This is a genomic window from Idiomarina piscisalsi (genome assembly GCF_002211765.1).
Lineage (GTDB): Bacteria > Pseudomonadota > Gammaproteobacteria > Enterobacterales > Alteromonadaceae > Idiomarina > Idiomarina piscisalsi_A.
In genome coordinates, this window is sequence record NZ_CP022133.1 from 1,129,046 (window position 1) to 1,141,929 (window position 12,884).

17 protein-coding genes are annotated in these 12,884 nt (G+C 47.5%); 8 read left to right on the forward strand and 9 right to left on the reverse strand.

Annotated features, from left to right (window positions below):
- The first annotated feature begins 24 nt into the window (after positions 1 to 24).
- Complete coding sequence (locus CEW91_RS05450) at positions 25 to 471, forward strand: TlpA disulfide reductase family protein (RefSeq protein WP_088768022.1); 447 nt, start codon at positions 25 to 27, stop codon at positions 469 to 471.
- A gap of 2 nt (positions 472 to 473) precedes the next feature.
- On the opposite strand, the gene CEW91_RS05455 is transcribed toward CEW91_RS05450, so the two are convergent.
- The gene (locus tag CEW91_RS05455) at positions 474 to 1,925 is read right to left on the reverse strand and encodes a beta-barrel assembly-enhancing protease (protein ID WP_088768023.1); all 1,452 of its coding nucleotides are present in this window, start codon (positions 1,923 to 1,925) and stop codon (positions 474 to 476) included.
- A gap of 152 nt (positions 1,926 to 2,077) precedes the next feature.
- Between CEW91_RS05455 and CEW91_RS05460 the strand changes: the two genes are divergently transcribed.
- On the forward strand, positions 2,078 to 3,172 hold the full coding sequence (locus CEW91_RS05460; RefSeq protein WP_088768024.1) for an AI-2E family transporter: 1,095 nt from the start codon (positions 2,078 to 2,080) through the stop codon (positions 3,170 to 3,172).
- Between the two features lie 33 nt (positions 3,173 to 3,205).
- Here CEW91_RS05460 and bcp read toward each other — a convergent pair whose 3' ends face one another.
- Entirely contained in the window at positions 3,206 to 3,673 is a 468-nt protein-coding gene (gene bcp, locus CEW91_RS05465) for a thioredoxin-dependent thiol peroxidase (RefSeq protein ID WP_088768025.1), read from the reverse strand.
- 186 nt (positions 3,674 to 3,859) lie between these two features.
- Here bcp and dapA point away from each other — a divergent pair, with 186 nt between their 5' ends.
- From dapA to purC, 3 genes are read left to right on the forward strand one after another with little or no spacing between them, the layout of a single operon-like run.
- Positions 3,860 to 4,750: a 4-hydroxy-tetrahydrodipicolinate synthase gene (gene dapA / locus CEW91_RS05470; RefSeq protein WP_088768026.1), complete on the forward strand. Its 891-nt coding sequence runs from the start codon at positions 3,860 to 3,862 to the stop codon at positions 4,748 to 4,750.
- Positions 4,750 to 5,835 (forward strand): outer membrane protein assembly factor BamC, encoded by a 1,086-nt coding sequence (bamC, locus tag CEW91_RS05475; protein ID WP_088768027.1) that lies wholly within the window; start codon positions 4,750 to 4,752, stop codon positions 5,833 to 5,835. Before dapA ends, bamC begins: the two co-directional genes overlap by 1 nt.
- Before the next feature lie 22 nt (positions 5,836 to 5,857).
- Positions 5,858 to 6,568, forward strand: coding sequence for a phosphoribosylaminoimidazolesuccinocarboxamide synthase (gene purC, locus CEW91_RS05480; RefSeq protein WP_088768028.1), 711 nt, complete (start codon positions 5,858 to 5,860; stop codon positions 6,566 to 6,568).
- On the opposite strand, the gene CEW91_RS05485 is transcribed toward purC, so the two are convergent.
- From CEW91_RS05485 to CEW91_RS05505, 5 genes are read right to left on the reverse strand one after another with little or no spacing between them, the layout of a single operon-like run.
- Positions 6,565 to 6,726, reverse strand: a complete 162-nt coding sequence (locus tag CEW91_RS05485; protein WP_088768029.1) for a DUF2897 family protein — start codon at positions 6,724 to 6,726, stop codon at positions 6,565 to 6,567. The genes purC and CEW91_RS05485 overlap by 4 nt on opposite strands.
- The gene (locus CEW91_RS05490) at positions 6,699 to 7,409 is read right to left on the reverse strand and encodes a M15 family metallopeptidase (protein ID WP_088768030.1); all 711 of its coding nucleotides are present in this window, start codon (positions 7,407 to 7,409) and stop codon (positions 6,699 to 6,701) included. The genes CEW91_RS05485 and CEW91_RS05490 overlap by 28 nt, the downstream gene beginning before the upstream one ends.
- Positions 7,403 to 8,533, reverse strand: coding sequence for a succinyl-diaminopimelate desuccinylase (gene dapE, locus CEW91_RS05495; RefSeq protein ID WP_088768031.1), 1,131 nt, complete (start codon positions 8,531 to 8,533; stop codon positions 7,403 to 7,405). The genes CEW91_RS05490 and dapE overlap by 7 nt, the downstream gene beginning before the upstream one ends.
- The gene (locus CEW91_RS05500; RefSeq protein WP_088768032.1) at positions 8,530 to 8,874 is read right to left on the reverse strand and encodes an arsenate reductase; all 345 of its coding nucleotides are present in this window, start codon (positions 8,872 to 8,874) and stop codon (positions 8,530 to 8,532) included. The genes dapE and CEW91_RS05500 overlap by 4 nt, the downstream gene beginning before the upstream one ends.
- Before the next feature lie 7 nt (positions 8,875 to 8,881).
- A complete protein-coding gene (locus CEW91_RS05505) occupies positions 8,882 to 9,361 on the reverse strand; it encodes a PTS glucose transporter subunit IIA (protein ID WP_157776068.1) in 480 nt (159 codons plus the stop codon).
- A gap of 214 nt (positions 9,362 to 9,575) precedes the next feature.
- Between CEW91_RS05505 and yfbV the strand changes: the two genes are divergently transcribed.
- Positions 9,576 to 10,010, forward strand: a complete 435-nt coding sequence (gene yfbV / locus CEW91_RS05510) for a terminus macrodomain insulation protein YfbV (protein ID WP_088768034.1) — start codon at positions 9,576 to 9,578, stop codon at positions 10,008 to 10,010.
- 2 nt (positions 10,011 to 10,012) lie between these two features.
- Here yfbV and xthA read toward each other — a convergent pair whose 3' ends face one another.
- Positions 10,013 to 10,822: an exodeoxyribonuclease III gene (gene xthA / locus CEW91_RS05515; RefSeq protein WP_088768035.1), complete on the reverse strand. Its 810-nt coding sequence runs from the start codon at positions 10,820 to 10,822 to the stop codon at positions 10,013 to 10,015.
- A gap of 120 nt (positions 10,823 to 10,942) precedes the next feature.
- On the opposite strand from xthA, the gene CEW91_RS05520 reads away from it, so the two are divergent.
- A complete protein-coding gene (locus CEW91_RS05520; RefSeq protein WP_088768036.1) occupies positions 10,943 to 11,266 on the forward strand; it encodes a DUF3392 domain-containing protein in 324 nt (107 codons plus the stop codon).
- A 15-nt stretch (positions 11,267 to 11,281) separates the two neighbouring features.
- The gene (locus CEW91_RS05525; RefSeq protein WP_088768037.1) at positions 11,282 to 12,349 is read left to right on the forward strand and encodes an alpha/beta hydrolase; all 1,068 of its coding nucleotides are present in this window, start codon (positions 11,282 to 11,284) and stop codon (positions 12,347 to 12,349) included.
- A 12-nt stretch (positions 12,350 to 12,361) separates the two neighbouring features.
- On the opposite strand, the gene CEW91_RS05530 is transcribed toward CEW91_RS05525, so the two are convergent.
- Positions 12,362 to 12,832: a hypothetical protein gene (locus CEW91_RS05530; protein ID WP_088768038.1), complete on the reverse strand. Its 471-nt coding sequence runs from the start codon at positions 12,830 to 12,832 to the stop codon at positions 12,362 to 12,364.
- Between the last annotated feature and the right edge of the window lie 52 nt (positions 12,833 to 12,884).

The following is a 12,884-nucleotide window of genomic DNA, read 5'->3' on the forward strand; positions in this document are numbered from 1 at the left end:
AATACTAACTAAACGGGGTTAAGAATGAAACTCGCGGTCATTGCTTTCGCTGCTTCTTTTCTGCTGTTGGGCTGCTCTGAGCAGGCCAATGTTACTACGGATAATGGAAAAACCTACGACTGGTCGTCGATGCACGGAAAGACGGTTGTTGTGAATTACTTTGCCGAGTGGTGTGCGCCTTGTTTAAGAGAGTTGCCAGAGCTTAACGAGTTTCATCACCAAAAGCCTGACAATGTCGAATTGATAGGTGTGAGTTTTGATCCAATGTCGAACGAAGACTTAGCTGCATTGAAAGAAAAGCACGGCATCGAGTTTCCGCTCGTGTTAACTCAGCCCGCTCCCGCTTTCCCTTTTGAACGTCCGAATATGTTGCCGGCAACTTACGTGATTCGGTCTGATGGCAGTGTCGATGGCCCACTAATGGGCGAGCAGACGCTGGGCTCGCTTAAGAACGCAGTAGGGGCTGAATAAACTTACATCATGTTACGGGCTTGATTTTCCATTGCCCGCAGCTGGTCAATACGGGCGTTGATGCGCTTACGGGTGACGTCATTGTCGGTGTGATTATGGGCGGTATGAAGCTGGTTAATGGCCAGTGAGAAATTACCTCGTAATGCTAACGCTTCAGCGCGTGTTTCATACATGGCCGCTCGTTTGCCGCTTTTCTCATAGACCCGGGTCAGTAAGTCCAGCGCAAGTGGGTGACTTGGATTTTGCAGCAGAAATTCGCGCAACAGCTTTTCTGCCAGCTTCCCGTTACCGGACGTAAGTGCCGCATTGGCGAAGTTTATGGTAATAACCGGTTCGGTTGGCTGACGAATGTATTTGCTTTCTAACCAATCCATAACGTACTGGTAGTTTTCCTGCCCCAGTAAAATATCGGTTTGAACGTCAATATAAAATGGATTGCTGGGGTCGTCCCGGAGCAGTGTTTCCATATGTTCTGAAGCCGTATTTAACTGACCGCGATCCAAGGCAATAATAGCCAGGCCGTAGGCACCAGCGCGTTGTGTGATTGGGTTGTTACTCTCAGCCATGTCCTGAAAATCGGATACGGAAGGGTTTTGGGTGTAACGAGCTTGCACGCGAGCCTTAGCCAGCGCAAATTCAAGACTTGGCTTAACGTCGGCACGGCGCATAGATTCAGCGCGTGCTCGGGTATCAGCGATACGGGATTCAGGCAGCGGATGCGTCATCAACATCTCTGGTGGCTTGCTGACATAACGATACTTTTCCGCCAGGCGGCCAAAAAAATCGGGTGCGCCCATCGGATCAAAGCCGGCCGCCAGCAACACTGATAAGCCGATACGGTCCGCTTCTTTTTCATAAAGTCGTGTGTAATTAATTTGTGACTGGCTGGTAGCGCCGAGTGTGGTGTACAGACCGGCCATGCCGGCTTCTGGGTTTGCCATGCCTAATAGAATGGAGCCAATAACACCGGCAATGGTCATTGGCATATTTTGTTGCTGTTCTTGCATGCGCCGAACAATGTGACGCTGCGTTACGTGTGCCACTTCGTGACCTAAGACGGCAGCAAGTTCTGACTCGGTGCGGGCTTCTTCTATAAGCCCCGTATGAACACCGACATATCCGCCCATAAAGGCAAATGCATTAATTTGCTTATTACGTATCCAGAAAAAGTTAAATGGGTATTTGACGCCGCTGCTGTGACGAACCAAACGTTGTCCCAAGTTGCTTAAGTAGCTATCGAGTACCGGATCGTAAAGAATGGGGGCCTGCGCTCTTACCTGACGCATGTAAAAGTCGCCAACCACTTGTTCGCGTTCAATGCTCAGAAAGGCTGCACCCGTGGTGCCTATTTCCGGAAGTCTGCGACTGTCTTGTGCGCTGTATGCAAATGCAGTAAAAAAGGTGGTAACAGCGACAACAGCGGGCAACAAAGTTTTTAGCAGCGTTTTATACATCGACGACTCAATTAATGAAGTTACAAATACTCAGGTTTTGTCACTGATAAGAGTGATTTTCTCATCTTTAGTTCCTTTTTACTCTATGGGGTTATGGAAAGATTGCAAGGACTGATATTATCCTTGTAAGAATCTCCGGGAGATAACAGTTCATGTTTGATTACATAAAGCAGTGGTATCAACGTAAGTTTGCCGATCCTAACGCAGTCACCTTATTTCTGTTGCTGGTGGTGACAGTCGTTGTCATTGTTCTGTTTGGTAACTTACTGGCCCCTCTGATTGTTGCTATTGCATTGGCTTACTTACTAGACTGGCCGGTAACCCGCCTTATGTATATGGGCATGTCTCGCTTAAGTGCGACTGTTATTACGTTTGTGGCGTTTCTGGCGCTGGCCATTACTGTGCTGTTAACACTGGTTCCGGTGATTTGGCAGCAAAGTATGACTCTTATTCAAGAATTGCCAAACATGATAGGCAACTTACAGATATGGCTGCATAAACTACCGGAAATGTTTCCAAGCGTTATTGATGAAAGCCAAATTAATGAACTGACGCAGTCTCTGAAAAACCGTGTTGTTGGCTTTGGGGAAAGTTTGGTGACTGTCTCGCTGACGTCCTTGGTAAACCTGATGGCGATGCTGGTGTATTTAATCGTCGTCCCCCTGCTTATTTTCTTCATGCTGAAAGATCGCGACGTGTTAATGGCTAACTTCAGTAAGTTACTGCCGTCTAACCGTGCGCTTATCACTCAGGTTGGACAGGAAATGAACCTGCAAATCATGAATTACATTCGTGGTAAGGTGATTGAAATTATTGTCGTGGCGATAGTGTCCTTTGTCACTTTCAGCCTGTTTGGGCTTCAGTACGCCTTGTTGTTAGCTATTTTGGTCGGCTTCTCGGTGCTTATTCCCTACATTGGTGCGGCGGTAGTCACTATTCCGGTGGTGTTAGTGGCGTTGTTCCAGTTTGGACCGACGGCACCGTTTGTGTGGGTAACGGTTGCTTATCTCGTTATTCAGGCGCTTGACGGTAATTTATTAGTACCTTTGCTGTTCTCCGAAGCCGTTAGCCTAAACCCGGTCTATATTATCGCGGCGGTATTGATATTCGGCGGTATTTGGGGGTTCTGGGGCGTGTTCTTTGCTATTCCATTGGCCAGTCTGGTCAAGGCGGTCATTACCGCATGGGACACCGGAGCAAGCGGAATAGAGCCACCAGTAGAGGAAGCCAAAAAAGCCTCGTCATAATGGACGAGGCTTTGTATTGAATGCCAGTCGGGCTTAGCCTTTCAGGTGCTCTAAGACCACGTCGTGGTGTTCTTTGGTTTTGAACTTATTGAATACCTTTGAAATGGTTCCGTCTTGTTCAACCAAAAAGCTAATACGATGAATACCGTCGTATTCTTTACCCATAAATTTCTTAAGGCCCCAAACACCGAAGTCTTCAGCAACTTTATGGTCTTCGTCGCTAAGCAGGGTGAAGTTCAATTCATCACGTTCAGTGAACTTCGCCAAACGCTTAGGAGCGTCAGGGCTAATACCCACTGAAACAACGTTATGTTTCGCCAACTCGTCACGCTGGTCCCGCAAGTTCTGAGCTTGCACGGTGCAGCCTGGTGTCATGGCTTTCGGGTAAAAGTAAACTAGTACACGGTGCTCTTTTAGTAAGTCTTTTAGCGACACTTCGTTTTCATTTGCGTCGAGTAGTGTGAACTCAGGCGCTTTGTCGCCAGCTTGCAATGTATTCATGACGGTCTCCTTAGTATTCCAATAAATGAATAGGGGTATCTTAACCAACAGCTTATACGTTAGGAAAGCTTAGTCCGGTTTTTCTTAGGTTTACGGAACCTTCTGACTAAGATACGTTCCTATCTCTTGTGTTTCGTTAGGGCTGGCATTAACATTGTTGCCCAAAATTTAGGACTTGGAGAAGGTATGCTGAAAGGCAGTATCGTTGCACTGGTCACTCCTTTTACCAAATACGGTAATGTGGACTACAGCGAACTTGAGTTTCTGGTAGAACAACATATAAAAGCAGGAACCGACGCTATTGTTGCCGTGGGAACAACAGGCGAGTCAACGACATTAACTCACGAAGAGCATATTAATGTGGTCAATGCGGTGGTGGAGCTGAGCGCTGGGCGTATTAGCGTTATTGCCGGGAACGGCTCTAACTCAACCAGTGAAGCCGTGCAACTGACTGAAAAGATGACTCAAGCCGGCGTTGATGGCTTTTTAAATGTCACTCCTTATTACAATAAGCCTTCTATGGCCGGACTGATGGCGCACTTCGAAGCCTGCGCGGATGTTACTGATAAACCTCAAATTCTTTATAATGTGCCGGGTCGGACCTGCTCGGACATGACGCCGGATATTATCGAAAAGCTGGCACAAATCCCGGGCGTTGTCGGTGTGAAAGAAGCGACCGGTGATGTCAGTCGAGTTGCTGAGCTGAAAAAGCGCTGCGGCGACGACTTTATTTTATTAAGTGGGGACGACCCAACGTCTCGTGAGTTCATGTTTGCAGGGGGCCATGGTGTTATCAGTGTCACCGCCAACATTGCACCTGAACAGATCAAAGCGATGGTCGATGCTGCGGTAAATGGTGATGCCGATACGGCAAATAAAATCGATGAGCAACTTGCTCCCTTGCATGAAATGCTTTTTATTGAGTCGAATCCTATTCCAGTAAAGTGGGCGTTAGCGCTCATGGGATGGTGTAGTGCCAATTATCGTCTCCCGTTAACTCCGCCGGAAGAGGCGAATCAAGCCATTATCGAAGCGGTGTTGGAAAAAGCTAACCTTATAAATACTCAGGAGTCATAATGAAATTGTCCTACCTTGCCCTGGCGCTAACCGCAGCAACGCTGGCGGGTTGCTCCGCGGCGGATAGAGAAAGAGCCAGTGGTGGTTTTGATTACGTCAATATTCAACCAACCGATACATTGACGTTGCCTGGTGACCTTGAACGTCCTGAACGAGATTCCGAATACGCTGTCCCTCAAACCGATGTGAAAAATGCGCCGGTTGGTCAGCGTGTCAATATTACAGCTCCTCAGCAAGTGCGTCCGTTAGGCTTAGGCAGTCGTGTGCTCGAAACGGAAACAGAAACACGCGTGTATTTCGATATTGTCGAAGGTATGGGTGATTCTGTGACGGAATTTGTAGAAGCGGCGGTTAAAACTGTACTTGAACGCCGCGGTATTAGCTACGACGAACAGAGTGACGGTCATTGGCTAACAGAAACCATGAGTCTTCAACAAACAGTAGACGGTGAGGGTGGTTTTCTTGGCTTTGGTGGTGAGGAAGATAAACTGCAGGAGCGTACTTTTCGTTACGAAATTATTCAGGAAACTGAATCGCATAAGCGTACAACTTCGCTGCGAGTGGCTATTGATGACTTTACTCAACGTGTCGATGGTCGCACGGTAGACGTTGCGCCTGTTGTCAGAAATAACCTTGAAACGGAACTGCTGAATGTGTTTATTTCTGAAGTGAATCGTAAACAGCAGCAAGCCGTCGCGCAAATGAAGGCCGAAGGCATTGATACGCAGTTGACTCAGTCTGAAGCTGGCGAGAATATCCTGTTGGTTGAAGATGACTTTGAACAAGCATGGCCATTAGTGAACCTGGCGCTACAGAGCATGGGCTTTGAAGTGGAAGATTTAAACCGTGAAACCGGTACTTATTTTGTCAGCTACAGCGAGCCAGACAGTGGTTTCTTATTTATTGGGGGCGACGATTACGAAGCGCTGGGTATTGAAGAAGGCGAATACGAGTTTAGATTGCTTGAGTCTGGAGATAATACTGCTGTACGTGTCTATCAAGATGATACAATGGTCTCTAAGCAATGGCTGGAAAGCATTTACGAAAACTTCCGAGCAGCTGTTAAACAGCAAAGTAAACTGTAATTAAGTGCGAGTGAAATAATCAATGGAAAAGCGCAGTGAGTTGTACCGGGGTAAGGCGAAAACGGTTTACCACACCGATGATCCAGATCGTCTTATTCTGGAGTTTCGTAACGATACATCGGCTTTTGACGGTGAAAAGGTTGAACAGCTTGCCGACAAAGGCAAGGTGAACAATAAGTTTAACCACTTTATTATGAGCAAGCTGGAAGAAGCCGGCATTCCAACACAGTTGGATGAATGTATCAGCGACACCGAATCGGTAGTGAAAAAGCTCGACATGATTCCGGTCGAGTGTGTGGTGCGCAACTACGCTGCGGGCTCTTTGGTTAAACGTTTAGGCGTTAAAGAGGGAATGGAGTTGAACCCGCCAACCTTCGAGTTTTTCCTGAAAAATGATGCATTGCACGATCCAATGATAAACGAGTACCACATTCAGGCATTCGGTTGGGCTAAGGCTGAGCAAATTGAAAAAATGAAAGAACTGACGTTTAAAGTCAACGATGTTCTGAAAAAGCTATTTGCTGATGCCGGTCTGTTACTGGTCGACTACAAGCTGGAATTCGGTGTGTTCAACGGTGAAATCATGTTAGGCGACGAATTCAGTCCGGATGGCTGCCGTTTATGGGACGCCGAAACCCGCGAAAAGCTCGATAAGGATCGTTTCCGCCAGGGTCTTGGTGGTGTTGTTGAAGCGTATCGTGAAGTGGCTAAGCGCTTAGGCGCAGATATTTAATCCGGCTTATCGTTATGGTCCGCTTCAGAGTCGTCTTTTTTCTCTGACGACTTTGTACCGGGCCATTTAAATTTAGCGCTGTATTTTAAGACCATCAGGTTACTGACAATGACGCCTATGACTAGGGCGATTAGTAACCACACCAGATGTTCGTCCATCCTTCATCCTCTGTTATTGTATCGATATGCTGTTTTTTTATCGTTGGCAGGTTATCCAGAATACAGGGTTTGCCTTCAATATCGAGCGCACTAATCGTGGCTTCCAGAACGTCTAGTGACAGCAGCTTGTGACACTGACTAGACACCGGCCGGTAACTTAAGTGCCAGGGCTCTTGCGCAACACCGCCCTGGTAACGGGCATAAGGAAAGAAGAAGCCGTATTCATGAGCATGTTGTGTTAGCCATTGCCACAAAGTATAGCAAGGTCCGGATTCATTGACGTATTCGCCAGGCACTAATTCCAGTTTAAGGCTTTTGTCTGTGTCAAAAGGGTATGGGTCGTATACGTCGAGGTCGCTTCCCCAGTGATGACGACTACCACCGGGCAGCGCTGACCAATGCAGTATTGCCCACAGCTTTTCAATGTCGTTCAAGGCATTAACGTCAATAATCTCGCCATTTTTATCGCGTAAGCTCAACTCGCCTCGCCATTTTCGGTTCCATATCGACAGCTGGCGTTCCAGTGAACGAAAGCCTGACGCAATACGGATATCAACCCCGTTATCTAAGGCCGCCTGCTTAAGCTTCATGTAGGCTCGGGCTGTCTGCTCTTCCAAACGTTGGTTTTCTATGTCAATTAAATGCGATTCGGTGGCTCCGGTAATGTGCCTGAGACTTAACACAGTAAATTCTCCATGCAACGCAGATAAACAGTACTGAGTTTGTCTAAGTCCTCTGCTTTTACCCGTTCATTGATTTTGTGAATGGTGGCGTTAACTGGTCCCAGCTCGACAAGCTGTGCTCCGGTTGGTGCAATAAAACGGCCGTCGGAGGTGCCTCCGCCAGTGGATAACTCTGTCTCAAAACCGCATTCAGCCTTTATCGCTTGGGTGACCGCTTCGATTAAGCTGCCCGACTCGGTTAAAAAAGGTGGACCGTTAAGCTTCCATTTTAGTGAGTACTTTAACTGATGCTTATCCAGAATTGCTTCAGTGCGCTGCTTCAGCTCTTCAGCAGTGACCTCAGTGGAAAAGCGAAAGTTAAACTGAGTGTCAATGCGACCTGGTATGACGTTACCCGCTCCGGTTCCGGCGTTGATGTTAGATACCTGAAAGGTTGTGGGGGGGAAACTGGCGTTGCCTTTGTCCCATTGCTCGTTGACTAAGTCAGTTAATGCAGGAGCAACGTTATGCACCGGATTCTCAGCCAGGTGTGGATAAGCAACATGCCCCTGAATACCAAACACCGTTAAGTCACCGGTTAAGCTGCCACGGCGCCCGTTTTTGACCACATCACCGAGCCTTTCGGTACTCGACGGCTCACCGACAATACACCACTCAATGGGTTCGTCACGCGCTTGCAAAGTTTCAATGACGCGTTTGGTGCCGTTAATAAAAGGACCTTCCTCGTCACTGGTAATAAGAAAAGCGATGTCGGTATCAACATCCGGATATTTGGCGATAAACGCTTCAGTGGCCGTAATCATGGCGGCTAAACTGCCTTTCATATCAGCAGCGCCACGGCCATATAAATAACCATCATGAATCGTGGGTTCGAACGGCGGAAATTGCCAGTCATTAACATCACCCGGTGGCACTACGTCAGTGTGTCCGGCAAAGCAAAACACCTTACGACCATGACCCCGGCGGGCCCACAAATTCGTAGTGTCTTCAAACACCATGGTTTCCAATTCAAAACCCAGTGCCGCCAGGCGTTCGCCTATGACTTGCTGGCAACCTTCGTCTTCTGGTGTGACAGACGGGCGCGCAATGAGCTCTTTGGCTAACGAGAGTGTTTCTGAGCTCATAAGTAGCGGTCACTCCACTCGGCTTCTTTAAACCCGCAGTGATAGCCCTCGTTGTCTTTTACTAGCGGGCGCTTGAATAACGTCGGTTGTTCAGCGACTAATTCAGCTAACGCATCATTATCCTTTAGCGTTTTCTGGTTATCTGACAAATTGCGCCAACTGGTGCTGCGTTTATTAATCAGCTGGTCGGCGGGTAATTCATTCAGCCAGTCCAGAACCGTTTCTTTTTCCAGAGGTTGCTCACGAACATCAATAAACTGATAGTCAACGCTGTGTTTATCTAACCACTTCAGCGACTTCTTAACAGTGTCACAGTTTTTAATTCCGTAAATGGTCAACATACTTCTATTACTCCGGTTCTTCATTAAGACAGGTTTCATTGGCTACAACACGTCCCGTTTGTTGCCAGTGTATCGGTAATTCACAAGCTTGTTCAGTTAATGCCGATAATAACACGCTTAGCCCTTGCTGTGAGTGGGGTAAACTGCGTAGTCGGGGTAAATTTACAGACATTAACGGTGTGCCTTGCTCCACTTGTTCTGCGTGTCGACAGAGCACTTTTAGCGCATCATGTGTTAAGTACTGTTCGCCAGAGCCCCAAATGAGTTGCACAGAAAAGTGCTCGTTAATTTTAATAGCAATGTAATCGCCGCTCTGGCTTAAGTGCAGTAATTCACCGGATACTGGCGCATACAAGGTACTGCCTGTTATGCTGAGTTGCAGACCACTGCCAAGCAGTTCGCTTCCGGCAATAGCGGAGGTTGAATGAGCCGACTGAACCCGCCCGGTTATTGGTGCGTATATCAATGGAAGCTTAGGTTGGGGCACTGGGTTTGAGCCTCTTATGGTGTTAATTTTAAGAGTATAGTGACAAAGCGCGGGTAGCTTATCAACTGTATCCACATTATCTGTGGATATCTTTGTGCACTACACGGTTGTAACAGCGCAAAGTAATGAAAAATAAGGATTATTTTTAAAGGTCGAATATCGTACAGTAGTCAGTAAATTGATCATTTATGCAGCGTTTTCAGGAGTTATCCAGTTGAGTCAATCGTTTTTTCAAACACTTCGTGACGGAAAAGCTTATTCCGAAAAGTGGCCTCACCACTCGGTGGTGGCGGCAATGACGGAATCCAGAGTAATTCCTATGACCCGCAAAGGGGTAAAGTGGGTACCCGGCATAGCAGTAATTAATGCGGTGTTAACCTGGCAGTTTTTGCCACAGGAACAGCTGGCAACGGGCATTATGCTGTCACTGATCATGCTGAGTTTACCCTTGCAGGGAATCTATTGGTTAGGTTGGCGTTCGCAACAACAGCTGAAGCCACAGCTGAAGCGTTGGTATTTTGAACTTAGGAAAAAGCTTGAGGCGCAAGGCATTGTGGTTAAAATAACCAATAATAAAGCGCCTCGATATATGGACTTAGCGATTGTGTTGCGACAGGCGCTTGATCAGCTCCCGCCGCATGAGCATTAACGTTAAACGTTGAAAGTCGACCAAACCGGTGCGTGATCTGACGGTTTTTCAATACCTCTTAACTCGTAGTCAATACCGGTATCTTCGCATTTCTCTGCCAGGCACTCGGTGGCTAAGATTAAGTCAATGCGCAGACCACGATTGTCGTCAAAACCACGAGAACGGTAGTCAAACCAGCTAAATTCGTTGTCCGTGTCCGGGTTCAGCAGGCGGTAAGTGTCCTGGAAACCCCAGTTCATGAGTGTTTGAATCCACTCGCGCTCTTCTGGTAAGAAACTGCATTTACCGGTGCGAAGCCAGCGCTTGGCATTGTTTTCGCCAATACCAATGTCATGATCAATGCGCGAAATGTTCATATCGCCCATCACAATCACCGGGTCGTCGGCAGAAAGCTCGGTATTTAGGTAATTCATTAAGTCCTGATAAAACTTTTCTTTTGCCGGGAACTTGGTGGGGTGGTCACGACTTTCACCCTGTGGGAAGTAGCCATTCAATACACGTACACGCTTACCGTTCTCAAGTGGGTAGTCGCCCATGATCATTCGGCGCTGTGCATCTTCGTCGTCAGTCGGGTAGCCGAACTGTGGATTTTCCAGCGGTTTTTTACTGAGCATAGCCACGCCATAGTGACCTTTTTGGCCGTGATAAATGACGTGGTAACCCATCGCCTCGACGTCAGCCAGAGGAAATTGGTCGTCATGGACTTTGGTTTCCTGCAGGCCGATGATATCAGGCTGGTGTTTATCGATAACGGCCTGAAGTTGGTGCAAACGTGCGCGAATACCGTTGATATTGAATGATATTACTTTCATTGAGTGTCCTGTCGTCATGCAATTTTGCCAAAAGCATAACATAAGCAGAGAAAAACTTGGGATGCGAAAATATAAGAAAGTTCGTATACTCGGGCGGGCGTTAGGTAGGGAGAATAAGACGTGCAGCAGCTACTTAATAATTTAGGAATGATGATTCGTCCGCATTTTTATGAAATTGCGATGATGATTGTGGCCACTTTACTGGTCATTTACGGTAATGAAATTAATAAACTGGTAAAGCGCCAGGTTGCGCATTGGCACTTCATTTTCAGAACGTTAGTGTTTGTAGTGGTGTGCGCCTTCGGCTATGGTTGGCTGCTGGTTTGGTTTACACCGGTTTTAGCCGGCTGGCTGCATCAAATACCGCTTCAATTTGTCGCCGTCAGTGCTATAGGCATTGTCTTTTTGCTGGGTATTCTCGCCGAACGAAAGAAACAATTATAAATCAGGAACAGTAGTATGAGCGACTGGATTGATATAAAAGCCGGTGCGCAAGCGTATCAGCACATTCAGGAAAAACAACTTACCGCTGACGACGTAGGCTTGTTGTTGGGGGCCTCTGGTGGGCCTAAGTGGTTTGTGCTGCAGGGCATTGACCGTTGGATGTTCGGCGACTTTTTTAAAAACAATGAAAAACCTTTGAATACGCTTGGAACCTCGGCAGGTGCATGGCGTTTTGCGGCGCTTGGTCAGCAGGACCCAGTCGCTGCCAGTGACTTGTTTTGTCAGCTGTACAGCACACAGACCTACAGCGAAAAGCCTGATCGGGCGGAAATTACCAGCGAAGCCAAAATACTGCTCGATAAGTACATTTCTGACAAAGCCGTTGAAGAAATATTGGGGCAGTCAGCGTTCCGTCACCACTTTATTGTTGCCAGGTGTCGTGGCTGGACAGCCTCGGAGTCACGCCGACAACTGGTTGGGTTGTTAAACTCAGCGATAGCTAATGGCATTAGTCGACGTTGGTTAGGCCGCTTTTACGAGCGTGTTATTTTCCACCATCCGGACTCTGATGCCGCGTTTACAAAAGACTGGAATGATTTACCCACTACCCGAGTCGCGCTGAGCCAGGAGAACTTCCAGCCCGCTATTTTAGCAACAGGCTCAATTCCTCTGGTATTGGACGGCGTTAAAGACATTCCTGGAGCACCCAAGGGCATTTATCGTGACGGCGGCGTGACTGACTATCACTTTGACCTCGACTTCAGCAATGTTGATGGCTTGGTACTGTACCCGCATTTTAACCGTGACGTTATTCCCGGGTGGTTCGACAAGCGATTGACCTGGCGTCGAACCACGGGTAAGAAGTGGCCAAACGTTATCTTCATTAGTCCGTCTGAAGCGTTTATTAAGTCATTACCTTACGGAAAAATTCCGGACCGAACCGACTTTGCTAATTTAGATGCAGAAACCCGCATGAATTACTGGCGCAAAGCCATTGACGCGGGACGTCGAATGGGCGACCAATTACAAGACTGGGTAGAAAACGGCAAGTTAAGAGAAAAAGTAAAGCTGTGGACGCCCTAGTACTTTGCTAACTTAGAGCCCGTGAGTGTCAAAACTGGCATCGCATAACTGCTCGAAGCGTTCGGCCGCTAGGCGTCGGGCGCTGTTCAGTTGTTTTGCGGTTAATTGATGAACCAGTGACTGCAGCAGTTCGCTTGCTCCCTCTTCACCGGCATTTTCTGCCAATGTTAACCAACAACAGGCATGAAAAATACTGTGGGGTAAGTCGCGGCCTTGCATAAACATTTGGCCTAAATACAGCATGGCTTTACTGTGTCCGAACAGTGCGGCGCGGCGAAAATGCTTAGCGGCTTCAAACCCCTGACCCTCTTTCATTAAATCGGCTGCTCGTACGTAGTGGTGTTTAGCAAAGCGTTGCCAGTACTCAGGACCGCGAACTGTGGGTCTATTTTTAGCGGGCAGGCGAGTTTTGGCCAGCTCAATGAGCTGATCAACCTGTTGTAATAATGCATTTTGCCACTCGTTGACGTTCGCCTGACTCATCCGGAATTGGTTATTTTTATGTTATTGTTGGCGTCAGTGTACACTATGTTTT

What these genes read in the sequence shown, in the direction of transcription:
- bamC (WP_088768027.1), top strand. Translation starts at nt 4,750, where the DNA reads ATGAAATTGTCCTACCTTGCCCTGGCGCTAACCGCAGCAACGCTGGCG.
- bcp (WP_088768025.1), bottom strand. Translation starts at nt 3,673, where the DNA reads ATGAATACATTGCAAGCTGGCGACAAAGCGCCTGAGTTCACACTACTC.
- dapE (WP_088768031.1), bottom strand. Translation starts at nt 8,533, where the DNA reads ATGAGCTCAGAAACACTCTCGTTAGCCAAAGAGCTCATTGCGCGCCCG.
- CEW91_RS05455 (WP_088768023.1), bottom strand. Translation starts at nt 1,925, where the DNA reads ATGTATAAAACGCTGCTAAAAACTTTGTTGCCCGCTGTTGTCGCTGTT.
- CEW91_RS05525 (WP_088768037.1), top strand. Translation starts at nt 11,282, where the DNA reads ATGAGCGACTGGATTGATATAAAAGCCGGTGCGCAAGCGTATCAGCAC.
- dapA (WP_088768026.1), top strand. Translation starts at nt 3,860, where the DNA reads ATGCTGAAAGGCAGTATCGTTGCACTGGTCACTCCTTTTACCAAATAC.
- CEW91_RS05530 (WP_088768038.1), bottom strand. Translation starts at nt 12,832, where the DNA reads ATGAGTCAGGCGAACGTCAACGAGTGGCAAAATGCATTATTACAACAG.
- CEW91_RS05500 (WP_088768032.1), bottom strand. Translation starts at nt 8,874, where the DNA reads ATGTTGACCATTTACGGAATTAAAAACTGTGACACTGTTAAGAAGTCG.
- CEW91_RS05460 (WP_088768024.1), top strand. Translation starts at nt 2,078, where the DNA reads ATGTTTGATTACATAAAGCAGTGGTATCAACGTAAGTTTGCCGATCCT.
- CEW91_RS05450 (WP_088768022.1), top strand. Translation starts at nt 25, where the DNA reads ATGAAACTCGCGGTCATTGCTTTCGCTGCTTCTTTTCTGCTGTTGGGC.
- CEW91_RS05485 (WP_088768029.1), bottom strand. Translation starts at nt 6,726, where the DNA reads ATGGACGAACATCTGGTGTGGTTACTAATCGCCCTAGTCATAGGCGTC.
- purC (WP_088768028.1), top strand. Translation starts at nt 5,858, where the DNA reads ATGGAAAAGCGCAGTGAGTTGTACCGGGGTAAGGCGAAAACGGTTTAC.
- xthA (WP_088768035.1), bottom strand. Translation starts at nt 10,822, where the DNA reads ATGAAAGTAATATCATTCAATATCAACGGTATTCGCGCACGTTTGCAC.